This window comes from Paenibacillus pasadenensis DSM 19293 (genome assembly GCF_000422485.1).
In the GTDB taxonomy this organism is placed as follows: domain Bacteria; phylum Bacillota; class Bacilli; order Paenibacillales; family Paenibacillaceae; genus Paenibacillus_O; species Paenibacillus_O pasadenensis.
In genome coordinates this window covers 295785-320710 of sequence record NZ_KE383848.1, presented here as the reverse complement: position 1 = coordinate 320710, position 24926 = coordinate 295785, and the positions used below count along the sequence as shown (strand labels likewise).

Here is a 24926-nt window from a genome sequence, read left to right as displayed (position 1 = left end):
TTCTTATGTCGCATTGAGTAAAATCCTGTCATGTTTTGATTGTTAGGGACATGCTGAACAAACCATAGAAGAACATTAATTATTAGCAGCGTTTTGTCGATAGCTAGTTGAAGATCCTTTACAATCGGAATGGCTTGACCAATACCGGTTTTAGAATTGGAGGGAAACGCCCCCGTGACTCTAGGCATCTATAATTTTTGCCCTCATGTCTCCTATACGAACGAGCATCTCATGAAGGACTGTTGTCTTATTCCCTACACTTTCCACACTGAGCTCGGCTGGGAAGCTGTCATCGTTACTGCGCCTGGAGAAGAATTAATCTACCATGAGCTGCTGCCTGGCCTGAAAATTGATTTTATTGGCCAATCAGGGGATTACAACAATTCATACGAGCTGGAAGAGTGGGTTGCCGCTTGCATCAACTACATCTCGGCCCATGCCCATAAAATCGACTTCTTTTTTTGCTTCGGCCCGTATACCTCTTACTTCAGCATGATCGAACAGTACAAGAAACTTCGTCCTGACGGCAAAGTTATTCTGAAACTGGATGCCAATTCCACTTGGATGGACCAGATTCCTTTCCACCAACCGGATCATCAGGCATTTTTCAACCGTTGTGACTTGATCACCGTAGAATCCATGAAATTAAAACGATACTTGTCAAAAAAATGGCCCTATATCATTGACTATGTTCCTAACGGCTCTTTTAAAGCCGATTCTTCCTCTTCTCGGAAAATCCGTTTTCAAGACAAGGAGAACGTCATTCTGACAGTTGGGCGGCTAGGAACCGCTCAGAAAGCGACTCCTCTCCTGTTGGAAGCCTTCGCTCAGACCGCCCATCTGCTGCCCGACTGGAATCTCCGGCTGGTCGGAAGCTGGGAGGCTTCTTTCGAACCTTATCGAGAGCGGTACTTTGAATTGCATCCCGAGCTCCGCGAGCGGGTCGTCTTTACAGGAAAGATTCTAGATAAAACCATTCTTGAGGCGGAATACACGCGAGCCAAAGTGTTCGTCATCTCCTCCGTGATGGAAGGCGGTACGCCGAATGTGTGGGCAGAGGCCGCCCGCAACGGGTGCTATGTGCTCTGCAGCGAAATTGATGCTGTCGACGAGGCTACGAATAAAGGAACTTGCGGAAGAAGCTTCGAGATCGGAAACGCTGCCGAACTCGCCCTCGCGATGCTGGATGTCTGTCGGGACGAGCAATGCCTTTCCGCAGGCTGCGCGGATATCCAGCGCTATCAGGAACGCTACTTTGATTATAAAAAAATCGTTCGTAAGATGAACCTTCTGCTGACGATCTCCAAAGGGGCCGTTTACCATCAAAGAGATTAAAAGACTCCGTTTTTATGGAGAGACATTCGAACTCAAGAACTGCGAGCTGTGGTTTGAGAATCGGCTGATCCATCGTTTCCTTGATCCTCTTCACAACTGGTGCGCCATTACCGTTCAGCGACAGGCAGAGAACTTTCTAGCGATCATCAACTCTATCTATGGTCTGAAAGTACCGGAAGCTTTCCAGGCTCAAATGGTACTCTTGATAGGCTGCATGTATCGACAGCTGTCTGCATCGCCAGACCCGATCGCCGTTCTAAATGTAGAATCCGGAACGAATCTGTCCTTCTTCTCCAGCATCCTTCATAGCTTTGATGCTCAGCATCGTTATGTCACTTTTTGTCTGCCGTCTTCTACCGCATCGGCGACAGCTGCTGGTGCCTTCATCCGGGGACAGGAATTGCATGATCTAGCCCTGTTGTCCGAACAAACTTTCTCGTTTATTCTCATCGATATGGAATTATCGCAGCTCAGCGGCGAAGGCAACCTGATTGCATCCTGCAAACGTCTGCTTCGTCCAGGCGGTCAGATGACAGCCTTCGGTTCGGGGCGCTGTTCCATTGATTTAGAGGAATTAGAACGCGATGGAACCTGCGAAGTCTTCCAGCTGGGAGACGAGAGATTTGTATGGTCGTACACGAAGCACCTTGCTTATCCTAATTTCTCTGCCCCTCCTCATATTCATGCATTAAACCTGTTGCAGAATGAATTGGAACAGCACATGCAGGCTCTCTTTGCCGCTCCATTCTGTTCCGAACGATCTAGTGACTATCAGCCCCTTCTCAGCGACGCTATCTATGCCGCGCGAGAAATGGAACGGCATCTATCGATGTCACGTTCCTTGTTTCACGATCTAGACTTGAAAAATCGAGCAAACGACCTCACCCATTCGCTGCTTGATCTGGCAGTAGCCATTGATATGGAGACCGATGAAGCTTTTTTCCTTGCTATGGTTTCGGAACAATTCTCCGCTTGGAAAGCATATCTCTCCAACTAAATGATAAGGGGCTTCGTCTTGAAGACGAAGCCCCTTTCTATATGAATTTTATGGTTTCGGATAAGTTCAGCCAACAATCAAACGTTGCTCCGCATCTTGAATAAGGGACTCTATCGCCTCATCTCGATGCTTAAGCTGGTTGAGATAGGTCAAAGCCAACCGATGCTCTCCGAGATGGTACAAAAAAGCGCCTAAATTAAATATAGTTAATTGATGCTCCGGATCCAGTAAAAGAGCTTGTTGAAGCAAGGGAATCACTTTCTCGAGCTCATTCCATTCTATGAACGTATCGCAAAGGGAATTCAAGATTGGAATTATAGCTTTGCCGTAATTGCTCAGCGAGGCTATGGCATATTGAAACAACTCGGAATCGTCTTTTACGAGAAAAGCCAGTTCCTGTACGGTAGCTTCCGAACTGCCTTGAACCGCAAGCAGCTGTGTGAGTAGGTCCACTTCTTGGACGGGATCCTGCTGACGCAGTCGAGCAATGTATTGATAAGTGGACGCTTGGTCGGAGAAATCCGATAGACGGGACAGCGTGCTCAAGCGATCCAGCAAGCCTTGCTGCTCTATGCTCAAAGGAATGCGGGAGGAGCCTAGGTCAACCTGGCTGAATCCAGCATCGTTGAACATCTCGACCAGCTGCTGCTTGGTGAAAAACCTCATGTGAGTGCGGTCCAGCAAGCCGGCATCTGCATACTCCCACTTGCCGTTTAACAAATCCTGCAGGATTGAAATGTGCATGACGTTCGGCAAGCTGACCAGCATCTGCCCTCTCGGCTTCAAATACCTCTTCATATTGCGTACGACCAGCCACGGATTAATTAAGTGTTCCAGAACATCAGCAAAGATGATGTAATCGAAATAGCCTTCGTCATAGCTCATCTGCTGTTCGATATTATCTGCCCTGACTTGTGCGAACGTAGCGGCAATTTTTGCGGAATGCTCGTTGAGCTCAATCCCATGAAGCTCGACGTTCTTGTATAGATGCTTGATATTCAGCAGCGTGCCTCCGCAAGCACAACCCACCTCTAACACTCGAATTCGGGCCTCAGGATGAGCTTGTATGGCCGAAATAATCTCGTGACGGATGTAGCAGGAATAAGCCGGATTAAATCCCCACTTTTCCTCAAACATCTTTTCGTTCCTTTTCATTAAATCGTAATAGGCTTGCGGCTTCTGCCCGAACGATGTCCCTCCGAAGTGGTGGATAAAGGTGTTTCGGCATAGCCAAAGCTGATACCCGCTCATCGTCAGCCTCATCGAGTAATCGTCATCCTCATAATTGCCAGGACTGAATTGCTCATCCAACAGTCCCGTTTCGAGCAGTGCCTTGCGCTTGATGAGCATACAGAAGCCAATCAGCTTGAGCCGCCGTTCTGCACGCTCGTTTTTCAGTGCGAGCTCTCCAGAAAAGGCCTGCATCTCATCAAGCGTTTGATACGGAACAGGAACCGTCTGATAATAGGCCGCATTGTTTGTAATCGGCCCTACGGCTCCGATCTCTGGAATGGAATGGAGCTGCTTCTGCAGCCGCTCAAGCCACCCTTCCGTCACGATGGTATCATTATTCAACAGAAGGATGTCCGTATCGGATTCCGACATTTCTATGCCTTGATTGCATCCTTTTGGAAACCCGACATTGTCATTATTCAGAAGCAGCTTGAGGTCCTGCTGCTGTTGGAGCCATTCCCGGGTCCCGTCCGTCGAAGCATTATCAACGACAATGAGTTCATAAGACTCCGATGGCGTATAGGCTCGTATGCTCTCCAAACAAAGCTTGGTGTAGTCCAGCTGGTTATATGTAAGGATGACTATGCTCGTTTTGCAGCTCATGAATTCCGTCCCCCAGACAGGCTGTTGTGATAAGTATATATCGGCATTATCTGGTGAAAAGATAATTCCAATTTTTATCGAGCTATCGAAAAGGCAATTGATATCCGATAAATAAATAAACCAACACGCCTTTAGGAGACTTGATATGCTCATATCCCTTTGCATGATTGTCAAAAATGAAGAGCTGGTCATCGAGCGTTGCCTCGACAGTTTGAAAGAGGTTGTCGATGAGATCATTGTCATTGATACAGGTTCAATCGACCGAACCAAGCAGTTGGCTCTTTCTTATACAGATCATGTGCACGACTTCGTCTGGGTCAATGATTTTTCTAGAGCCCGCAACGAAGCTATTCGCCGGGCGAATGGAAGATGGATTCTTTTTCTGGATGCGGATGAATATTTTGCGCCAGGCGATGCGGCAAAGCTTCGATCCTTTCTGGAACAAGCTGAGCCTTCTCCCACTGTTGTTTATGCCATCAACGTCATCAACTTTGTCGGAAAATCCAAAGAGAAATCTGTTTTGACAAGCGGTGAAATCCCGAGGCTTTTCCCGAACGGCTTCGGCATTCAGTATGAACGGCCCATTCATGAGCAGCTGTATTCCCCTCATGGCGAGCTGCTTTCCGCTTTGGCGCCCGTATCCATCTTCCATACCGGTTACTTGCAAGAAGTGGTAAAGGAAAAGGATAAGCTTCAACGCAACGCCGGACTGTTCAAGGAACTGAAGCAGCAGTCCGGATTTTCTGCGTATGACTACTACACGCTCGGAAATGAAGCCGCTGTCGCAAAGAATTTTGTGAAAGCTATCTATTATTACGAGCGCTCATTAAAAAAGCAAAAAAACGCTTTGAACTCATCCTGGTATCCGCATTGCGTCATCTCGCTCGTCCATGCTTATTTGCAGATGGAAAGGCTTACGGATGCTTGGGCGCTGCTTGAGGAGCGTCTCTCCCTCTGGAAAGAATATCCGGAGTATATGTTTTTCAAAGCAGCCATCTTCCATCATTTAGGGTTTATTGAAGATGCTGCCGACTCCTACAAAGAAGCGATTTCAACAGCATCAGCAAAATCTGAACAGTCCCATCGCTTTTATCTTGAAAGCGCGGAATACGCATCGACCATTCCGATGCGCAAACTATATTCCATCTATGAATGGAAAAAAAGCTGGCCTGATGCCATCTATTACTTGACGCAGCTGCTTGTTCAGGACATTCACGATTACAATGCGCTTCGTTCCTTGCTCATTATCCTCGCACGAGAGGAAAAACCCGTACAAATTGCGGCTTTCTTGGCTAAGCTATATGATCCGAACCATGCCAAGCATCAATATATTTTATTCCGAGCCTCTCTCTCGAACAAGCAGACCGAACTATGCCGCTATTTTTTTGAGCATCTCAGCGATCCGCTCATGCTCAGCTCAGAGGATCAGCTCGACTATTGCTTCCTAATTGAGGATGAGGAAGGTTATCGAAACGTAATTGACCGCTTGAACGGAGTGCTCCCGAATGAACGGACCGCCATGCTGCATTTACTGGCATCCATTAGCTGGGAGTTTGAAATTCCTTGGAAGCTGAATCAAGCCACAGATGAAGATTCGCTGGACAAGCTTTCCTTTCTCGAGTCGATGCTGAACGGCCGCCTCGCTCCCGAAGAACTGGCTCCGGAACATGGACATCTAGCCTTGGCTGTCCTGAGCCTTTGCTACGAGTACCATCGCTATGAGTGCTTCGACGCTCTCATTCAGCGTTACGCGCATGATTTTGTTTTAAGCGAGATTGCTGATTTCATGTTTGCGCAACATCAAACCGGCATCGCCTTGGATTATTATTCCTTGATGCTGGATCAAGGCGCAGCTCTATCCGCCAAAAACCTGGAGCATCTTGCGCTTTACCATCTTCAGAAAGGCTTCCTTGCAGAGGGTCTAGCTTTTCTGGAAGCTGCCATAGAAAAATCTCCCGACTCCATCTACCTGTACGTCCAATATTTGCAAGCTAGCGCCAAGGACGAAAAGTACCGCGAAATACAGCAGAAGCTGCTTCGGCAAATGCCGGCAGCCCGTAAAATGCCTCCGTTCCAAAAAATTCTGGCTTAATTAAGCCGAGCAAAGAATCTACCCCGTCTGAACCAAAAAAACGAGACGAATCCGAACTGTCCCCGGATCCGTCTCGTTTTTTTGGTTCTAGCTAATTCTTCTTGTCGATAAAGAAGCTCTGGGCCCCGTAACCTTCATAAGCATTCCGGCCTTGTCTGGATTGCTGTATGCGAAGCAGCGTTTCTGCGGCTTCTGTTTTGAGCCGGCTCATATGGTGAAGCAGGAGCTGATCATGAGCTTGCAATCCTCGTATGAGGGCACAATCTTCATCGCTCGCTTCACCCCCTTCTTGGAGGCGTCGCAGCGTCGCCTCGCGCAGATCGATTAAGTTGACAAATTCCTCATAATCCGCCACTGAAGCTCGTGAGAGAAGGGAATCCGTCGCCGTTGCGAGCCGCTTCAGCTCGAACGTCAAGGATACTGATTCGTTCATGCCTGCTTTTGAATGGAAGAGGGGGAAGCGATCTGCTTCCATGCATCCCTGAGCTCCATAAGGTGATGGAGTGCTTCTTCCGCAGGATCAGTCTTTTTATACACGTTGGCTTGTATGAGCTGATGAAGCACGTATTCATAAATCCGAACCAGGTCTTTGGAAATCGGATAAGAAAAATTAAGCGACGCCATCAGCTCGTTGACGATGGCCTCGGCCTTGCAGTAGCCGAGATTCGCTTGTTCGTAATTGTGGATGGCGGTAGCTTCCATGCCTTGTCTGGTAAAGCGAATGGCGCCATCATAAAGCATGAGTACCAGTTGGATCGGCGTGGCTGTCTCGGCGGATCGCTGCTGGTAGGTCTGGTAGGGAGAATAAAGCAAGCCAAATCACTCCTTATACAAAGCTGGAGAAGGACGAGGACTGGGAACTGTAGCGGTTCATCGCGGTTTCCATGGCCGTGAACTGCTTATAATACTGGTTTTCCTTGCGGACCAGATAACTGTTCATATCCGAAATTTTCGTATCCAGAGCTCGAAGCTGCTCGCCTAGAACGGAATTGCTTTTAAAGGTCGAGTTTTTATCGGAGCTGTAGGCGGATGTTCCTGCTTTGTCCGATAATGCCGTCAATGCATCCATCAGCGTCGTGCTCAGACGTTGAAATATGCCGTAGTCCTTATTGGTGGCGATTCCAGTACCAGGCGTAGATGGAGCCGTACTCGGCTTAGCCATGAACAGAGCGATGACTTCGTCGGGGTTGCTCTCGATCATGGAACGCAGCTTGTTCTCGTCCTCGATATAGAGCTTGCCGTGTTCGCTCCATTGGCCAGTCACGATGCCGATGGACTGCCCCGTCAAGATTGGAGAGCCGGATCCCGTATCGACCGTCGAGCTGAGTGAAGTCCTCATGCCCGAGACGAGCGAGCTCAAGGCGGAATCACCTTTAAGCAAGCCGCTTTTGGCCTTGGTCTCCCACAGCGTAATCTCGCTTTCCTTCATGTCCGCTTTTTGTTCCTCGGTAAGCGGAGAGAAGTTGCGGTATCGCTGCTCGTTCAGCTTGCCGTTTACCTTATCAAGGATGGCGTTGTAGTCGGCAATAAATGATTTAAGAGTCGAGACGATCGCATCCGTGTCGACTCGCGAGGAGATGGTGCTTTCTCCGTTCATTCCTGATTCGGCTTTCAAAAGCAGATTGTAGCCGTTGACGCTGATTGTATTTGTCTTAGATGTTTGTACGATTCCATTGACCGTGTAGGAAGCATCCTTGCCCGCAACTTTAACAGGCTTGACAGTCGCGTCGTCAACGATGATGGAATCGGCTTTGACCGTGATGGCTCCCGCTCCGGTTGAATTGCTGCGGAAGGATATCTGTCCGTTGGACCCCACCATGGCAGTAACGTTCAACTCTTTGTCGGCGTTAATTCTAGCCAGCACGTCGCTGACCAGATCCGATTCGGAGAATGCAAAAGATCGGTTGATTGCCCCATTGCCAATTTCAACGGCGGTGCTTTTGGGTGTCGCTCCCGTCTTGTGCAAGTCAGCCATGGTCGTGGCCGGCGTAACAGCCGATGCCCCTGTCTGTCCTAGATAGGTCGCCGATGTCGCAAGGTTGTTGACCGACACGCTTATGGACCCGGATGCGCCGCTGTTGGTTGAAGTAATGGATACGGCTGCCGCATTTCCGGATACCTGCGAAGTTTTGGCGCTCATGGAATTCAGCGTATTGTATTGAGATAGTTTGTTGTTACGGAAATCAACGAGCGATGTGCTGATTTCCCTGAACTGATCTTGCTGCCAGGTCAGGCTGGTCTGATTCTGCTTAAGCTTGTCCAGCTTGGTTCGTTCCGCCTTCATCAGCTGCTTGACGATGGCATCAATATCAAGACCTGAGCTGAAGCCCGAAATGCGTACCCCTGCCATGATTCTGCCCCTTTCTAAATCCGGGTATCGACGAGCAGACCCGCGATTTCCATTAATTTTGCCGCTACATCCAGCGTTTTTTCTGGGGGAACCTCGCGTATAAGTTCGTTTGTATCCTTGTTTAAGACTTTAATCATAATAGCATTTGTTTCTTTGTGGACAGAGAACTCTACTTTTGTATGAGGGCCTTCCATGGCTTTGATGGCTCGATCAACCGCTTTAATCTTCTGCTCGTCCGAGACGGTAGGCTTGATTCCCCGCAGTTCGGCAAGCCGAAGCGCATCAGTCGTATTGATGACCATCGACTTGTCAATTCCTTCTCTGGACGGCGCCGAAGCTGTCGTCACGGATGACTGCATCATGCTGTTGTTCATGGACGGATAGGCGGATACGTTCATGGACATGGCTTTTGCTCCTTTAAAGGACTCGTATAAGAATGTATCGGTTGTTCTTTTCGTCAACATAATAGCTGAAGCTAGCATTAACAACGCCTCGCTCATTTTATAGCCCCGTATTTCATTGTCAAAAGGCACTTCATATACAATTAAATCATCGGACTATTCGAATTGCATTTCATGGGACCTAGCGATTATCTTTGTCCACAGAAACAGGTTCTCTGACCTAGAATGGCGTTTCATGAACGACGACTTGCGGCGCATGAAGCGAGACGGCTTTTGAGACCTCAGGGATGTTCGTCGAGGCTAGCAGTCGGGCTATTTGCTATTTCTATTCCTCTTGCTCCTTGCCGAATTGATTTGCACTTCACGATGATTGCGTTTCATTCAACGCGGCAAGCAGAAGAGGAATGCGCAGTTTATTCTTTGCTTGGGCTATGCCCTTAATGGTAAGGAAAAGAGACCTTAGAGCGAGTCTAAGGTCTCTACAGACGGAGCTTCTACTCTTAGCGAAGCAGGGACAGAACGCCTTGCGGAGCGGAGTTCGCTTGCGCCAGCATCGATTGCGAAGCTTGCAGAAGGATATTGTTCTTCGTGAGTTGAACCATTTCCTTCGCCATGTCGGTGTCACGAATGCGCGACTCGGAAGCCGTAAGGTTTTCCGTGGTCGTGCCCAAGTTGTTGGAAGTGTACTCCAGACGGTTTTGAACTGCACCCAGCTTGCCGCGCTCGGTAGCAACAGCCGAGATGGCGTCGTTGATGCTGGTCAACGTAGCAGCCGAGGTCAAAGCCCCGAAAGAAGTCGTCGTAATAGAACCGATCGTAATCAGCGTGCCTTTGTCGTCCGTCACGATGCCCGCGCCGGTCGTGATGCTCTTGCCGTTGAACGTCGTATTCGTGAGGATGTTGCTGATTTGGGAGGAGAGAGCCGTCAGTTCCTCGCCGATGTTGCTCTTATCGGAGTCCTGGTAGGTTCCGTTGGACTTCTGGATGTTCAGCTCTTTCATGCGCGTCAGCATGGCGGAAACTTCGTTCAGAGCGCCCTCAGCCGTTTGGACGAAGGAGATGCCATCTTGCGTGTTGCGCTGAGCTTGCTCCAGGCCGCGGATCTGGCCGCGCATGTTCTCGGAGATGGACAGGCCGGCAGCGTCGTCAGCAGCGCGGTTGATGCGCAGGCCGGAGGACAGCTTTTCCATGTTCTTGCTGGAAGCCGTTTGGTTCAGGCCCATGTTACGGTGCGTATTTACGGCGGAAATGTTGTGGTTGATAATCATGATTGAGTTCCTCCCTGAATTTGAGTGTTAGCCCACTTCCTTGTGGTAAATCAGCTGCAGGTCGGCCGCCCTTAGCTGATCTAACCTATATATCGGGAGGATTTCGGCTTTTGTTTATAGCGATTTCGGTAAATTTAGCGATTGGAATTGATTTCTCAGGTCAGCGATGGAGACGGCCTGCTGGACCGCGCCGCGGTTCGTATCGGCGATCTCCTGGTACAGCTCCTTGCGCAGAATGGTGACATCCCGAGGAGCGGAGATGCCGAGCTTGATGCCGTCGCTGCCGACCTCCAGCACGGTCAGCTCGATATCCGGCCCGATAAGGATCGATTCGCCCTTGCGACGTCCGAGCACAAGCATCAGGATTCCTCCTTTCCGGCGGAAAGGGAAGGCTGCATCAAGCCATGGCGGGTCGCATAAGAGGTTCCTTCCAGAATGACTTGAGCCGCTTCCCCTGTGCGCACGTTGAAAACGATCGGAGCGATCAGGTTGAGCGTCGCGCCTGCAAGATCCCCTTGGATGCTGACGATGTTGAGCACCCGCACGTCCTCGATCTGCTGAAGGTCCAGCTCCTTTTCCGCCTGCTCCGGCAGCTTGAACTCGTAGTCCGGATAAAAAGCGAACGGATCGGCCGCGACAAAGGCGAGGCCTCCTTCCTCCAGCGACTGGAGGTGGAACAGCGGGCTTTCCTCGACCGGGATGAGCGCATATTGCTTGTACGCCGGGAACCCGGGAATTCCCGACGGGAACGTGTAGATTTCTTTGTCGCGAACGTCGAGAGGACCGAAGCGGGTCGTTTCAATAATCATGGGATTTCACACTCCTATTAAATTCGTTGAGAACCGGATAAAAAAAGAAAGAGCAACAAAATCGTCAGTCCGATTTTATCGCTCTTTTCATAGAAACGCCAATCGTTCATGGGGCATGGCGTCAGGCTTGCAGCTCCACCAGCGGAGGCGGCGTGACGATCACCTTGGGGTATTGCGTGACGCTGTACTGAACCGAGCCCGGCGCATAATCGACCTCCGGCCGATACGTCTGCACCTGGATGTCGACCTCGCCCGGAGTGTGGCTGATCTCCGGCTTGCGCACCTCGAAGTTGATGCGGGTGTTGAAAAGCGAAGCCGGTCCGAACACTTGCCGAGGCGCTTGCTCCCGAATAGCCTCCGATACAGCGACGTCGGGAAGAGGATTCTCTTTCACCTGCAGGTCGGCGATCTGCCGCCACTTTTGGATCGTGCGGGCGGCATGCTGCTGCATGACGGCCGGCGTATCCGAATAAATCCGCTGGATGAATGCCTCCGGCTTGCCGCCGTTGATGGCGTTCCAGGTAGCCGTCTGATCGATCTGCAGCTCCGGACGAAAAGACTCGATCTCCAGCGATGGACGCGTCGTCTGCACGCTGACCTCCGGGCGGGGCTGCCGGATCTCGACCTGGGCTTTGCGGGACTGGATGTCAAGGCGAACGGGCTGCGACTCGATCTGGAGCTGCGGCAGCCTCATCCTAGTTCAGGAAATTGACGAGCGAAGGCTGGATGATCTTGGCGCCGACCGATAGAGAGGCCTGATAGACGTTCTGGCTGACGGCAGAGTCCAGGAAAAGCTTCTCGACGTCGGCATCCTCAGTCTTGGACTGCAGCGCCGTCAGGCTGACGTTCAGATCGGTCAGACGGTTGCCCATCAGCTCGGTGCGGTTCGTGCGCGCTCCATTTTCCGCGCGGGCGGAAATGACCTTGTTCAGCCGGCTCTTGATGGTCTCCAGCTCCGCTCCCACCGCCGAATAGTTCGCGGAGGAGAGCGCCCCGTCCAGACGGTCGAAGATGGAGAAGACGTTGTCCGACGTCCCCGCGGCATCCGCTTCGCCGAAAATGGAGGACGCATGCAGATTGACGTTCATCGTGATCGATTCGCTGATGGCATACGTGACGTCGGCGGCATCGGCCGCGACGGCCTTGGCGTCGAAGCCGGCGGCTCCGGTGTCATACGGCTTGCGATCGAACATCTGCCCGGCAAAGACGTACTTGCCGTTGAAGCTGCTGTTGGCGATGTCGAGCATCTGGTTTTTCAGCTCGCTGATCTCCTTGTTGATGGCATCCAGGGAGCTCTGGGTATTAGTACCCGTCGAGCCTTGGGTGGCTAGCGTCGTAAGCCGCTGTAGAATCTCCCCCGCCTGATTCAGTTGGCTGTCATTGAAGTCAAGCCACGACTGAGCCGAGGCGACGTTGCTCTGGTACTGCGTATTGGCGGACAAGTCCGACCGGTAGCGGAGGCCGTAGGTGATGCCGACCGGATCGTCGGACGCCTTGTTGATCTTGCGTCCGGTGGCGATCTGGTCCTGCTGGGCCGACATCCGGTTCATGTTGGTGTTGAGGTTGCTCATCAGCTGGGCATGCATCATGCCCTGGGTGACGCGAAGAGCCATCTCGTTCATCTCCTTTGCAACGGATTAGCGGCCGACTTGGCCGGTTCCGTTAATCAGCTTCTCCAGCAGCTCGTCCATCGTCGTCATGAAGCGGGCCGCGGCGTTGTAGGCGTTCTGGAACTTGATCATGTCGGACATCTCTTCGTCGGTGGAGACGCCGCTGACGGACTGGCGGCTGCTGTCCGCCTGGTCCACCATCGCGGAGGCGTTGGCATACTGGCGCCGCGCTTCCTGAGACTGGACGCCGACCTGGCCGATCATCGCGTTGTAATAGCTGCCTATGGTGGCCGATGAAACGGCACCGCCGGTCGAGGTCAGATCCATCGTGAACGCCTTGTCCTTGGCCTCGCCGAGAAGCAGCGCCAGCGTATTGTTGCCCTTGACGACCGTCGTGACGCCGGCGGCGTCGGTCGTCGTACGCATGGAACCGGCAATCAGGTTGGAGTCGGCGTTGATCGCCGGGTTGAGCCGGATGCTGCCGGCCGTAATGCCCGAAGCGCCGCCTGCTGCGTCAAAGGTAAAGAAGTCAAGACCGGCCGTGGCCGGCTCCTGAAGCGTATAGCCGAGCTTGTGGAGGCCGTTGATGCCTTGTACGGTCATGACCGTATCCTCGGTCAGCGGCACCGTCGTGCCCGGCAGCACGGAGCCCTTCGGCACGGTCACTTGAAACTCGCCGTTGGCCAATGTCTGCGCCAGCTGGTCGAGCTTGTCGCGCAGGCCGCGCACGTTCGTGTCGCGCGCCTTGAAGGTGCCGTGAATCTCGCCGCCGCTGAGGTCGCCGGCCTGATAGGCGGCTTCGAGCGACGCTCCGGTCAGCGTCTCGGCCTCCGTCCCGCTGACGAGGCCGGCATTGCCCATGTTGATGACATAGCCGTCGTCCGTGTCCGTCACGGTGACGTTGACGAGCTTGGACAGCTCATCCGTGAGCAGGTCGCGCTTGTCGCGCAGGTCGTTGGCGTTGTCGCCGAGTCCTTCCATACGCTTGATCTGGCCGTTGAGATCGGCGATCGAGCCGAGCAGCGAGCTGGCCTGAGTCGCCTTGGTATCGGCGCTGCCGGTCAGGTCGGCGTCGAGATCGGTCAGCTGGCGGCTCAGCTGGTTGAAGGAATCGGTCAGCGCGACCGCCGTCTGCTTGACGATCTGGCGGTTCGTGATGTTCTCCGGGTCCTTGCTCAGATCGGACCAGGACGACCAGAACTTCTCCATCAGCGTGCGGATGCCCGTGTCGGAAGGCTCGTTGATGACCTTCTCGAGCTTGTCGAGCGTCTCGGCCTGGATCTGCCAGCTGCCCTGGTACTTGCTCTCGCTTCGGTACTGATCGTCGAGGAATGCGGTGCGGATGCGGTTGATGGAGGACGCCTCCACGCCGGAGCCGAGCTGGCCCGCTGCCGTCGAGCGGGAAAAGCCGAACGGCTCCATCGGCGTCGCGGCGCTCATGCCGACGCGCTGACGGGTGTAGCCGGCGGTATTGGCGTTGGAAATATTGTGGCCGACGGTGTTCAAAGCCGTCTGCTGGGTAAACAGACTCCGCTTGGCGGTTTCGATTCCGTGGAACGTGGATGCCATGGGGCGGTCCTCCTCTAGCCTTTTCTATCGAACATGCCCGCCTTGACGGCTCCGGCCGGATGCAGCTGCGGGTGCACATAGGTGTAATCGTCATAGGGCGCATCCGCCGTTAGCTCCAGTGAGAAATCGATGAACTCCAGCGACTGCTTCGTGAGGGCAAGGTTGTGCTCGTTGCGCTGCCTGACGTCATCGAGAAGCTGAGTCAGCTCCTCCTGAAGCTCGGACAGCCGCTGCTTCTCCTCCGGCTGGTTGACCGTGCGGATGAGGTCGCTGAGCTTGCCGCTGCGAAGGCGCAGCTGGAGCTTGGAGAAATGGATGTTGACCAGCATCTGCCGGCGCACTTCGAGCTCCTCGGCGCGCTTCGCCAGCTTGCGTTCCTTCATCAGGATGGCGCTGAGGGCGTCGACGTCCCCCTTCACCAGCACGGGTGTCTTGGCGGCGGCCAGCTCCAGCAGCTCGCGGTAAAGGCCGCTCTGCTGCCCGAGCGTCTCGATCAGATCCTGTACGGTCATACATCCCATCCGTTCTTCAATAGATTAGTTCAGGTAGTCCCACAGCTTGTCGGCGATCTTGCCGGCGTCGACGCGGTACGTGCCCGCGGCCACTTCGTTCTTCAGCTCTTGAATGCGTTGCTTGCGCTCGGCGCTTTCGGGCTGGCGGCTGGCTAACATGGCTTTGGCCTCCTCGGAGATCTGCACCTGGTCGGTTTTTCGGGTACGGGCGCCCTCCGAAACCCGCGCTTCGCTCTGCTTCTGGTATGTGTGGACAGGTTGAATCCTGCCGGTCTCATTGATTTTCAAGTCGGTTCACCTCAATTGGGTTGGCCTGATTGCGGCCTGGACTGCTCTGACCCTATTATCGGCCCTTCGGAAACCTTTGTTTATAGAGCAGTCGGACTATTTGTCAAGTCCTATATTTATCGATTAAACAAGAATTTTGTCTCATACTCAAGTCTTATCTTTAATTCGATAGGCTTTTTGAACTGCCTGACGGCGCTCCTCTTCTTCCTCCGCATCCTTCAGCCGCTTCACTTCGCCCCGCAGCCGCTGGCGGCAGGAGTCGCACATATGGTCCTCCCGGATCAGGATGCCGCACACTTCGCAAGGATAGCTGAGGCTTGGCGCATCCATGAGGGAGATGCGTCCTTCCTTGATGAACTTCGTAATCTGACGGATCGCTACGCCCGTCTGCTCGGACAGCTCATGAATCGCGGCGCCGCGATTTTTGCGCAGGTAGTCGCAGCAAGCCTCGTATTCGCGGTCGATCTCCCGAATGCATGCCGGACATACCTCGCGGAAGTTTTTGGCGAACAGCTTGCCGCAGCGCGGACAATTGTCCAGGTTCATAGGACCAGTTCCTTTCCGTTTCCCGTTCTACTCCTTCTATTATCGGCGGAGATGCGGCGGTTTTGGAGATGAAAGGAGAGCGAATGTTCTTCCAGCGCAGGGAAGAGAAGGGAAAACAAAAAAAAGGCGCCGCTCACGCGCGCGCCCAGGTCAGGCCGTACAGATCGATCGGCACGGGCGAACAGCGCTGCAGCGCAAGCGCGCAATGGTCCATTGTGCCTCCCGTCGTATAGATGTCGTCCACGACCAGCAGCCGCAGCGGCCTCCGGCGTTCCGGGTCCCGCGCGGCGAGCAGCCGAAGGATCCCGGCCGCTTCCGGCGCCGCCTCGAACAGCCCCTCGGCCGCGATCAGCCGCTCCCTCCTCGTCTTGGCGCTCATCTTGCCGCGCTCCTCCTTGCGCTCGAGCAGCGGCCTCGCCGTCAGCCCGGCGCGGACGGCGAGCGAGGCGGCCAGACGCTCCGCCTGGTTGAAGCCCCGCTCGGCGAGCCGCTGCCGGCTGACCGGCACGGATGTGACGAGATCGAACGGCTCCTTTCCTTTTCGCGCGTCGGGGTCCAGCCGGTCCGACAGCCTGCCGGTCAGCCGGTCCGCGAGCCGCAGCTCCGCGGCCAGCGCGGCATAGGCCGGGAGCAGCATGTCGGCCAGCCAAGGCTGAAGCGCCTCCTCGCCCCGGTACTTGTAGCGGGCGAGCAGCTGGCGCATCTCCAGCGTATACCGGACGGCGCTACGGCTGCGGATGAAGCCCGCCGAGGTTCGGCGGCAGCAGTCGCCGCAAGAATCCGGACGGCCGCATACCTGGCATTGGATGCGCAGGATCCAAGGAATCGAGCTGCGGCAGGAGCCGCAGACGCTGTCGCTCCAGGAGCGGGGCAGCTCCTCCGGCAGGCCGGCAAGAGACGTCCGGCTGGGAGCGAAGCCTCTCCCGCAAAGCCCGCAAGCGGAGCGGGCAGGTGCCAGCAGCCCCAGCAGCCCGCGAAGCGCCTTTGACGGCCATGTGGGGCTTGCCAGCGGATAGAGCCGCGCCGGGCCCTCTCCTTCTTCCCGCTCGGAAAGCCGCAGGAATCGATCATCGGCAGCAGGCTCTCCGGAACGCTTCGGAGGACGCGTCTCGGAAAGGAGCGCGCCGCCGGCAGGTTGCATCGTCATGTGGATCACTCCTTAAAAGGTAGAATGGAAGCGTCGGGATGAAGCCGATCCAGACAGGAGATAGCCCGCTTTGCGCGCCGCCCGGTTCATGAGCCGGATCTGGCGGATCGCCCTTTTTTGCGAGGCGCTGGGCGAGGCGGCCGCGAACCAGACGAAGCCCTGCGGATCGGCGGCGGATCTTCCCGCCCGGCCTGCCGACTGGACGAGCGAAGCTTCGTCGAAGATGCGGGAGTCGGCGTCGAGAATGAACACGTCGCTGACCGGGATCGTCACTCCCCGCTCCAGGATTGTCGTGGTGACGAGCACCCGAAGCTGCTTCTGCCGGAAGCGGACGACCTTGTCCGCTCGCTCGGGGTCCTGCGAATGCGTCGCCGCCACCTCGCCCCGATCGGAGAAGAGCTTGCGGATGAGCCGGGCGACCGGCTCCGCCGACCGGATGGCGGGGACAAAGACGAACAGCTGCGCGCCGCGATCGAGAGAACGGGCCATCGCCTGCCGCAGCGAGGACGGCATGCGGCCGGCAGCCGCCATGCCGAGAGCGGACGGCGTCCGCAGCAGGCGCGGCACGGGCAGCGGATGGCGGTGGTAGCGCACCGGCACCTTGGCATGCGGCAGCCGGCCGAGCCGCGCGAGCCGCTGCAGCGACGGAGGCGGCGTAGCCGTCAGCAGCACGGTGCGCGAGCCTGCGGCGCCGCTGCGCGCTGCCGCCTCGTGCAGCATCGCGTCGCCCGCGAACGGAAACGCGTCGAGCTCGTCGAGCACGATCAGGTCGAACGACTCGCGAAAGCGCAGCAGCTGATGCGTCGTGGCAAGCGTGAGCCGCCCGTCCTCCTCGCGCTGCGGACTGCCGCCGTACAGCGTGACGGGCGGCGTGTCGGGAAAGGCGCGGCGCAATCGCGGCTCGAGCTCGAGCACGACATCCCGGCGCGGCGTCGCGACGAGCGCTCGGCCGCCTCGGCTCAGCACGGATTCGAGCAGCGGAAAGATCATCTCGGTCTTGCCCGCGCCGGTAACCGCCCAGAGCAGGAAGGACGGATGCGGCTCTGCCGGCTTGTGACGGCGCGTCCGCCGGAATAAGCGGCCGGCAGCGGCTGCGGCGCCGCGATGAAGAGGCGGCAGGCGAAGCAAGCCGGCGGACGGCAAAGCCGCGCGCATGAGCGCGGCCAGCCGCGGCCGCAGGCCGAGAGCGGGAGGCGGCTGCAGCGGCCGCTCGAGAAAGGCGAGCGCCGAGGCTGCCGCGGCGCTCTGCGCAGGGCTGAGCCCCCAGCGGCGCAGCCGTTCTGCCGCGGGGGGCAGCTGCTCGGGCGGGGCAAGCCCTGCTCCGCCCCGCCCGGCCTGTGCCGGCATGCCGAGCACGAGCAGCCCGCATTCGCGGCTGCGGCCCAGCGCCAGGCAGGCCTGGCAGCTCGCGCAGCGGCTGCTCCCGCACGCGCCGCAGGCCGTGCGCAGCAGCTGCGCCTCGCCGCTGCCGCAGCGCTGGCAGCGGCCCGCGGCGACGGCGCCGCCGAGGCGCAGCCGGCCGAGCAGCGCCGCCAGCTGCAGCGCGGCGTCGCTGCCGGCGCCTGCGGCGGCCAGCCGCGCCTGCGCCTCGCCGCGCAGCAGGGCGCGGCCGCGCAGCGCGCGGGCGGCTGCGCACGCCGCCCGCGCCAGCGCCGCGGCTGCGCCGCCGCTCCCGTGACGGGGCATCGCCGCCGTCACGGGCGGTTCCCCGGACGGCCGTTCCGGCCCGTCCGGGGCCAGCGCCGCGCGCGCCAGGCGGCGCAGCGCCTCCGCCGCCTCCGGCAGGCGCAGCGGCGCCGCGCCTCCCGGCGCGGCAGGCCGGCTCGCGCGCAGGAGCTGCTCGCGACAAGCGGCTCCTGCCGGCACCGGCCCATGCCGGTTCCAGCTCGCCGCAGCCTCATAGGCCGCCCCCAGCGGCAAGGGCGCGCCGCATACGAGCATCGCCTCCGCCGGCCGAGGAGGCGATGCTCCCGCTTCCTTCGCGGCCTCCGCCGCCCATTCGGCGTCAAGCCGCCACAGCCGGTCGACTTCCGCGTCCAGCGTCGCGGAAGCCAGCCAGCCTTTGTCGGCATCCAAATATAGATACAGCGTCGCTTTCACTTAACGCCTCCTCCTGCCCGCCGCTGCGGGCAGCCCGGCCGGACAACGAAAAAAAAAGCACACCCTCAGACGGTTTCCCGCCGAGGGTGTGCTTCACCCGCGCCTTTCATATGACATCAGTATACCTGTCTCGGCGCACGGCTGCAAGCAAAGCTTCGTCGCTCCGCATCTGCGCCTTCTTCCCGTCGCGTCTGCACGCTCGAATTCCCGCCGTCCCTCCTGTCGCCGAGAAACGCGCTCCCGCAAGACCCGACGCTCTACGGTCCGCTGCCGCCGACTTCAAAAAGGAAGCTTGCTCCAGTCCTCGTCGCTTTTCATGTCGATGAGAATCGGCTGATCAAGTTCGCTGACGATGCCCGAGGCGCGCAGCGACCAAAGGATCTGCTCGCGGCCTTTGCGGGACTCCGAATCGGCCTTTCGCCCTGCCGGCGGCGGGTCCATGCTTTCCGCGGCGGACAGCCCGGCTTCCCCCGGCCGCTCCGCATCCGGAGAGCCGGCCCGCCATGCTTCCGCTTCCCGGACCGCGCTCTCGCCGTCCGCCGCGCGCTCCGGCCCGACCCACTGGATCGAGCCGTTCCAGCGGCGCACGATCTCGGCCGTTCCGTCCTGGGAGCCCTGGTCCCAGACGGTGATCTTCACCGGAATGCCGGATTTCCGCGCATGCGACTGCAGCGAGCGCAGGCAGTGCTCGATGACCGTCTCGTCGTCCCGGGTCAACAAGATGAAATGGCTCTCCGACTGCGGCCGCCTGGATGCTCTTCTCCAGAAAAGGTGGACCGTTGCCACGGCCGCTCCGTAACAGGCGATGACGCCGATCAAGATTTCGTACATCCCGTCTCCTCCTCTGCCAGCCGAAGCGAGAGCGCCGGGCCGATCCGCCCTTTCGCGCCGGCGCTCCGGAGCCTGATACGGTACCGTATGCCGAAGGCAGCCTAGGCGTTACGGCGAGGAGGCTTCATGGCGTCATGAGCGCAGCTCCGTCCTTTCGTTCCGAGCGCATGCCAAAAAAAACGAGCCTCCGGAATCGCTCCCGGGGCTCGTACGCGAAGGGCCGCAGCCCTTCTTCTTTTTTCACCGCTTGCGCTTCAGCTGCTTCGCGCCGAAGCGTCCTTGCTATGTAGCTTTCGCGCTTGCGCCCGAAGCCGCTTGGATCCGTCCGGGCCGGGCTCCGGCCTGCGCTCGCCCGCCTCGGACGAGCCGCCTCTCGCTCGTCTCGCGCTAGAGCGTGACCCAGCCGTACTTGATGGAGTTGATGACGGCTTGCGTGCGGTCGTCGACTTCCATCTTTTGCAGGATGCTGGAGACGTGGTTCTTGACGGTCTTCTCGCTGATGAACAGGAACTCCCCGATCATCTTGTTGCTCTTGCCCTCCGCCATCAGGCGAAGCACCTCGGCCTCGCGGCGGGTGAGCGGGTTGTTCTCGCCGGCGACGAACTTCACGCCGGTCTCGCGTCCGGCCGCCGCCCCGGTGCCGGCGCCCATCTCGTCGAGGTAGGTCATTCGGCGCAGCTGGTTGATCAGCTTGCCGGTCACCTTCGGATGGATATAGGCATGGCCCTGCACGACGGAGCGGATCGCGTTGATGAGCGACTCCGCCTCCATGTCCTTGAGCAGATAGCCGGTCGCTCCCTTGCGAAGCGTCTCGAAGACGTAGCTCTCGTCGTCATGGAGCGAGAGGATGATGACCTTGATGTGCGGGAACAGGTCCCGCAGCCGCTCGGTCGCGACGACGCCGTTCTCGATCGGCATATTGATGTCCATGAGCACGACTTCCGGCTGTTGCTGATTGCAGAACTCCAGAACCTGAATTCCGTCGCTGCATTCCCCGATCACTTCCAGGTCGTCTTCCATGTTGAGAATTCGCTTGAGGCCTTCCCGGAAAAGCTGATGATCGTCGGCAATCAGCAGCTTGATCTTGCGCTTGCCTCCTGCTGCGTTCAGGTCCATATGCATTGCTACTCCTTTCGCTGATCCACGCCTGTCGGGATATGGATCGTGATCTTGGTGCCCTGGCCGCTGGACGATTCGAGCTCCAGCCGGCCTTCCAGCAGCTCGACGCGCTCGCGCATCCCCATCAGGCCAAAATGAGAGTTGATCTTGGCTCTCGACTCGATGAGCTCGGCGTCGAAGCCGATCCCGTTATCCTGGACGGCGATCTTCACCATCTGCGACTGGTAGGTCAGCTCCAACGAAACGTAGCTGGCGCTGGCATGCTTCATCGCATTCGTGAACGCCTCTTGAACCAGACGGTAGATGCCCGCCTCCATGGCCGAAGGGAGGCGGATTTCCCGCCCGATCGTCTCGAACACCGTATGAATTCGTGTTTTTTCCTCAAAATCCTGCACATACTTACGCAAAGTGGGAACAAGTCCTAAATCATCTAGCGCCATCGGTCGCAAATTGAATATAATCTTGCGAATTTCTTCTAGTCCTGACCGGACCTGCGCCTTTAAGTCTACTAATTCGTGCTGCACCATCTGAAATTCCTGCTTTACCAGCATTCTTTCTGCAATTTCTGTCCGCAGCACGAGGTTGGCCAGCGACTGCGCCGGGCCGTCGTGAATCTCCCGGGCAATGCGCTTGCGCTCCTCCTCCTGCGCCAGAATGATCTTGAGGCCGATCAGCTGGCGGTTTTTGGCGGACTCCAAAATGCGGGTCACCTGCGTCAGATCGCCGGCCAAATACTCCAGCACGACGTTGATCTGAGAGTGGATCGTCTCGGCCCGCTCGACCGAGCTCTCGACGTTTTTCACCCGCTTCTGCAGGTCGTCGCGGCGCGCCTTGAGATAGGTCTCCTTCTCGCGGTACACCATCAGGTCGAGCTGCAGCTGGGTCGCCCTTTCATAGGCGTTCTTGATGTCTTCCTCTTTATAGCGCACGAAGTCGCGGCTCACCTCGGTCAGCCGGATGCGGGCAAGCCGATACTCCATCTCCAGCTTGTCGACCTTGTCGATCGTCTGGACGGTATCCTGGAGCACCTGGTTCAGCTCCTGCTCGAGCGTAAGCATCTCCTTGCGCGCGGATTCGCAGATTTCATAGATCTGGTATTTGCTGTCCTCCATGACCTGGATCGCGTTTTTGATGACCCGGTCGATATCCACAATGCGATTGTCCACCTGCATCACAGCTGCCTTTCTGTAGCTGGATAATCCTGCATAAGCGACGAAACGGCGCTGCTGTCCCTTAGGACGGCAGCGCCTCGCGTCAACAGGTCACTCTCTATCATACCATAGGCTCCCCGCGAGGAAGTCTATCATTCGACGGTAATCCGCTTAGTCGCGCCGTCCCATTTTACGGATAGTCCCATCTGCTCAGAGACGACGCGGATCGGGACCAAAGTCCTTCCTCCGCGTTCGATCGGAGCGGCCGGAGCCGCCGCGCGGACGCCGTTTACGACCAAATCCTTGCTGCCGATGACGAGCTCCAGCAGCTTGGCCCCTCTCAGCACGGAGACGCGCTTCGACGCCGCCTCGTAATCGACCGTGCTGCCGAGCGAGCTCGCGACAAAGCGCAGCGGCAAGTACGTCACGCCGTTCTGGATGTAAGGAGCGGAGTCGAGAGCGGTCGTCTTGCCGTCGATCATCGCGGTCTTGCTACCGGCCCTCATCTCGATCTTCGCTTTGGCCGGCTCCGGCACCGACGCCGGAGCGTCGACGGAGACGTTGTCGAAAGCGATCGTGCCCGCCGCCGCGCGCTCGTCCGCGCCGTCCTTGAGGCTCGCGACGTAAAGGCGGGTCAGCTTGACCGGATATTTCACCGCTGTGCCCGACTCCGACAGCGGCACCTTGATCGTGCGCCAGCCGGTCCAGTCGACCGCCTTGGACAGCGTGAGCAGATGCTTCGCGCCGGCGGCGTCCGTCAGCTCGGCGCGCGCCCAGTTCAGGCTGGCGTCGCCGAACACGTCGACGGAAAGCGAGGTCGGCTGCCCGTCGATCGGGACGCCGGCTCCGAACGAGGCATAAGCCGCGCGCGTATCGGTCGAGCCGCTCGTGAAATCGTAGCCGAGGCTCAGCGCGCCGGTGCCGTTTTCCGCGGCCAGTCCGCTCGTCAGCTGGGCGGAGCCTGTCACCCCGGCGGTCGAGGTGAAGGAGAAGGCCGGCTGGAGCTTGTCGAAGTCGGCCAGCTGCCGGCTGCCGCTTCCCTTGGCGAGCGTCAGGAGCGCGGAGAAGCCGTCATAGCGGGCGATGGCATATCCGACCTGCGCGCCCTCAGACACGCTCTGCACCGTCAGCTTGTCGCCGCTGCGGGCCGCCGTGAAGCCGCGGAACTCCCACTTGACCGCCTCGGAAGGCAAGGTGTAGGTGCCGCCGTCCTTGAGCGTCGCCGTCACCGGCACGTCCAGCTGCGTGCCCGCCTCGAGCGCGCCTTGGGCGGTGCCGATCTTCAGCGACTGGATCGCGTCCGAGCCCACGACGACGACCGGCAGCTTGTCCGTCGCCGAGCCGGATTTGACAGTGATCGAGCCGGTTCCCGTCTTGGACGCGGTGAACGTATTGCCGCTCCAGCTGCCCGCGATGCCTTGGGCGCTCCAGCTCGCGCCGAGGCCTGCCGGATCGAGCGGATTGTAGTATTGATCGTACGCCTTGAGCTCGTACGCGGCCGACTGCCCGAGGAACAGCACGCCCGAGCCGCTCGCCTTGATGCCCTTGATCGCGCCCTGCGGCGCGGACGTGAACACGCCGAGCCCGTTGGACACCTGGCGCATCGTCGTCCCGTATTCCGTCGGATGGCCGAGCTGCAGGCCGAATTCGCCGAGCGGACGAGCGACCATCGTCGTCGAGCCGCCGCCGTCGAAGTTGACCGCCTTGCTGACGCCGAGCTCGACGAGCACCGACTGCAGCTCCGCGAGCGTCAGTCCGGAGCTGCTGCCGTTGTCCTCGGCCGTGACGAGATACACGGTGCGTCCGTCCGCCGAATAGCCGCCTGCCGTACGCGAGCGCGCGGATGAGCCGCTGATCGAGGAGACGCTGCGGGAGAACGCCGCCGCCTTGCCGTTCTCGACGAGAATCGTATGGCCGCCGACCATCGTCTCGAAGCTGGCCGGATCGACCGTCTGCTGCGTCGTCAGCGACTGCAGCCGATAGTCGGCGCTGACCGGCTGGCCGATCTGCAGATGCTCCCGCACGTAAGCGGCCGCCGTACCGTGCGCGCGCAGGATGAAGCCGTCCGCCGGAGGCGTCGTCTGGAGCGCGGAGCCCTCCGAGATCTGCTGCACGACGCCGCCTTGCACGAGCACCTCCGTAGGGGTGGCGTAGCTCGCCCCCGCAGGACGGCTCGCCTCTGTCCAGGCGCTCGTGTACAGATAGAGGGCGTTCGCATGCGAGTAGCCTTTGGTCGGAAACTCCGTGGTGTAGGAGGACTGGTTCATGCCGCTGAGCGCGAACGTCGAGCCGTCCCCGGCCGTCACGCTGCCTTGGAAGGCGTAGCGGTCGATGACCGCCTTGCGGTCCTTGGTGACGCCGAACATGTACATGCCGGTCAGCTGCATCGGACTGACGAGCAGCGATCCGCCGCTGATCTGCGCGCCCATCGGCGCTCCGTCGGAGGAGGCCGTCTGGAAATAGTCGGCATTGATGCCGGCGACCGCGCCGGCGTTCTTGGCCATGTTCAGCACGCTGCTGCGGCCGGTGACGACGCCCTGCTTTCCGTTGATGGCGTTCAGGCTCACATGCGGATCGTTCAGGTCGATCTTGATGACATGGATATTGGACTGGACGGATGCGCCGCTGCGCATTCCTTTCCAGAGGTAGTCGATGCGCTGGGCGCCGGAGGTGATCATTTCCTGGCTGACGACCGTCAGCTTGGAGCTGGCGGCTTCGGCCCGGCCGACGGGAGACAGGATGCTCATCGCTCCGGGCAGCTGCGGCGCGAGCGCGGCCAGAGGCTGGATGACGAGCGCGGCTCCAAGCGTGCTTACGAGCACGCGGCGGACGAAGACGCCTCGCGGCGACTTCCGCTCCGGAGACGGGGCGGCGGCTCGGACGTCGTTGCGGCGGTTGATGCGGCTTGCCTGTTTCATATGAAATGCAGCTCTCCTATCTGTTTGCCTTCATTCGATTGGTCTAG

General features: G+C 57.9%; 23 protein-coding genes. 3 read left to right on the top strand and 20 right to left on the bottom strand.

Annotation, left to right across the window (positions count from 1 at the left end):
• Window positions 1-174: 174 nt before the first annotated feature.
• Together H582_RS30165 and H582_RS31970 are read left to right on the top strand one after the other, a co-directional pair.
• Window positions 175-1335 (top strand): glycosyltransferase family 4 protein, encoded by a 1161-nt coding sequence (locus H582_RS30165; protein WP_127464453.1) that lies wholly within the window; start codon window positions 175-177, stop codon window positions 1333-1335.
• Window positions 1336-1549: 214 nt separating this feature from the next.
• Window positions 1550-2332, top strand: coding sequence for a hypothetical protein (locus H582_RS31970; RefSeq protein WP_127464452.1), 783 nt, complete (start codon window positions 1550-1552; stop codon window positions 2330-2332).
• Between the two features lie 66 nt (window positions 2333-2398).
• On the opposite strand, the gene H582_RS27645 is transcribed toward H582_RS31970, so the two are convergent.
• Window positions 2399-4168 (bottom strand): methyltransferase domain-containing protein, encoded by a 1770-nt coding sequence (locus H582_RS27645; protein ID WP_084137316.1) that lies wholly within the window; start codon window positions 4166-4168, stop codon window positions 2399-2401.
• A gap of 145 nt (window positions 4169-4313) precedes the next feature.
• On the opposite strand from H582_RS27645, the gene H582_RS0113990 reads away from it, so the two are divergent.
• Window positions 4314-6260, top strand: a complete 1947-nt coding sequence (locus tag H582_RS0113990) for a tetratricopeptide repeat-containing glycosyltransferase family 2 protein (RefSeq protein WP_028599013.1) — start codon at window positions 4314-4316, stop codon at window positions 6258-6260.
• Between the two features lie 91 nt (window positions 6261-6351).
• Here H582_RS0113990 and fliT read toward each other — a convergent pair whose 3' ends face one another.
• From fliT to H582_RS0113895, 19 genes are all read right to left on the bottom strand, one after another.
• A complete protein-coding gene (gene fliT, locus H582_RS31965; RefSeq protein ID WP_127464451.1) occupies window positions 6352-6735 on the bottom strand; it encodes a flagellar protein FliT in 384 nt (127 codons plus the stop codon).
• A complete protein-coding gene (fliS, locus tag H582_RS0113980; protein WP_028599012.1) occupies window positions 6690-7073 on the bottom strand; it encodes a flagellar export chaperone FliS in 384 nt (127 codons plus the stop codon). Before fliS ends, fliT begins: the two co-directional genes overlap by 46 nt.
• Window positions 7074-7086: 13 nt before the next feature.
• Window positions 7087-8610 (bottom strand): flagellar filament capping protein FliD, encoded by a 1524-nt coding sequence (fliD, locus tag H582_RS0113975; RefSeq protein ID WP_043111320.1) that lies wholly within the window; start codon window positions 8608-8610, stop codon window positions 7087-7089.
• Window positions 8611-8624: 14 nt separating this feature from the next.
• A complete protein-coding gene (locus H582_RS0113970; protein WP_028599010.1) occupies window positions 8625-9014 on the bottom strand; it encodes a flagellar protein FlaG in 390 nt (129 codons plus the stop codon).
• Window positions 9015-9511: 497 nt separating this feature from the next.
• Window positions 9512-10279 carry a flagellin N-terminal helical domain-containing protein gene (locus tag H582_RS0113965; protein WP_028599009.1) on the bottom strand — a complete coding sequence of 256 codons (768 nt, stop codon included), beginning with the start codon at window positions 10277-10279 and terminating at the stop codon, window positions 9512-9514.
• A gap of 114 nt (window positions 10280-10393) precedes the next feature.
• Window positions 10394-10639 (bottom strand): carbon storage regulator CsrA, encoded by a 246-nt coding sequence (gene csrA / locus H582_RS0113960; RefSeq protein ID WP_028599008.1) that lies wholly within the window; start codon window positions 10637-10639, stop codon window positions 10394-10396.
• Window positions 10639-11088, bottom strand: a complete 450-nt coding sequence (gene fliW / locus H582_RS0113955) for a flagellar assembly protein FliW (RefSeq protein WP_028599007.1) — start codon at window positions 11086-11088, stop codon at window positions 10639-10641. Before fliW ends, csrA begins: the two co-directional genes overlap by 1 nt.
• 121 nt (window positions 11089-11209) lie before the next feature.
• Window positions 11210-11782, bottom strand: a complete 573-nt coding sequence (locus H582_RS0113950) for a DUF6470 family protein (RefSeq protein ID WP_028599006.1) — start codon at window positions 11780-11782, stop codon at window positions 11210-11212.
• A 1-nt stretch (window position 11783) separates the two neighbouring features.
• Window positions 11784-12701, bottom strand: coding sequence for a flagellar hook-associated protein FlgL (gene flgL, locus H582_RS0113945; RefSeq protein WP_028599005.1), 918 nt, complete (start codon window positions 12699-12701; stop codon window positions 11784-11786).
• A 24-nt stretch (window positions 12702-12725) separates the two neighbouring features.
• Window positions 12726-14267 carry a flagellar hook-associated protein FlgK gene (gene flgK, locus H582_RS0113940; protein ID WP_028599004.1) on the bottom strand — a complete coding sequence of 514 codons (1542 nt, stop codon included), beginning with the start codon at window positions 14265-14267 and terminating at the stop codon, window positions 12726-12728.
• Window positions 14268-14281: 14 nt separating this feature from the next.
• Window positions 14282-14779: a flagellar protein FlgN gene (locus H582_RS0113935; protein WP_028599003.1), complete on the bottom strand. Its 498-nt coding sequence runs from the start codon at window positions 14777-14779 to the stop codon at window positions 14282-14284.
• A gap of 24 nt (window positions 14780-14803) precedes the next feature.
• Window positions 14804-15067, bottom strand: coding sequence for a flagellar biosynthesis anti-sigma factor FlgM (gene flgM / locus H582_RS0113930; RefSeq protein WP_028599002.1), 264 nt, complete (start codon window positions 15065-15067; stop codon window positions 14804-14806).
• A gap of 147 nt (window positions 15068-15214) precedes the next feature.
• The gene (locus H582_RS0113925; RefSeq protein ID WP_028599001.1) at window positions 15215-15613 is read right to left on the bottom strand and encodes a flagellar protein; all 399 of its coding nucleotides are present in this window, start codon (window positions 15611-15613) and stop codon (window positions 15215-15217) included.
• Window positions 15614-15746: 133 nt separating this feature from the next.
• Window positions 15747-16760, bottom strand: coding sequence for a ComF family protein (locus H582_RS27640; RefSeq protein ID WP_052333252.1), 1014 nt, complete (start codon window positions 16758-16760; stop codon window positions 15747-15749).
• Between the two features lie 12 nt (window positions 16761-16772).
• Complete coding sequence (locus H582_RS27635) at window positions 16773-18860, bottom strand: helicase-related protein (RefSeq protein ID WP_052333251.1); 2088 nt, start codon at window positions 18858-18860, stop codon at window positions 16773-16775.
• A gap of 279 nt (window positions 18861-19139) precedes the next feature.
• Window positions 19140-19691 (bottom strand): glycosyltransferase family protein, encoded by a 552-nt coding sequence (locus tag H582_RS0113910; protein ID WP_028599000.1) that lies wholly within the window; start codon window positions 19689-19691, stop codon window positions 19140-19142.
• A gap of 387 nt (window positions 19692-20078) precedes the next feature.
• Window positions 20079-20807, bottom strand: a complete 729-nt coding sequence (locus tag H582_RS0113905; protein WP_028598999.1) for a response regulator — start codon at window positions 20805-20807, stop codon at window positions 20079-20081.
• An 8-nt stretch (window positions 20808-20815) separates the two neighbouring features.
• Window positions 20816-21982: a sensor histidine kinase gene (locus tag H582_RS0113900; protein WP_101807633.1), complete on the bottom strand. Its 1167-nt coding sequence runs from the start codon at window positions 21980-21982 to the stop codon at window positions 20816-20818.
• 131 nt (window positions 21983-22113) lie between these two features.
• Complete coding sequence (locus tag H582_RS0113895; RefSeq protein ID WP_084137285.1) at window positions 22114-24879, bottom strand: stalk domain-containing protein; 2766 nt, start codon at window positions 24877-24879, stop codon at window positions 22114-22116.
• Window positions 24880-24926: the final 47 nt, after the last annotated feature.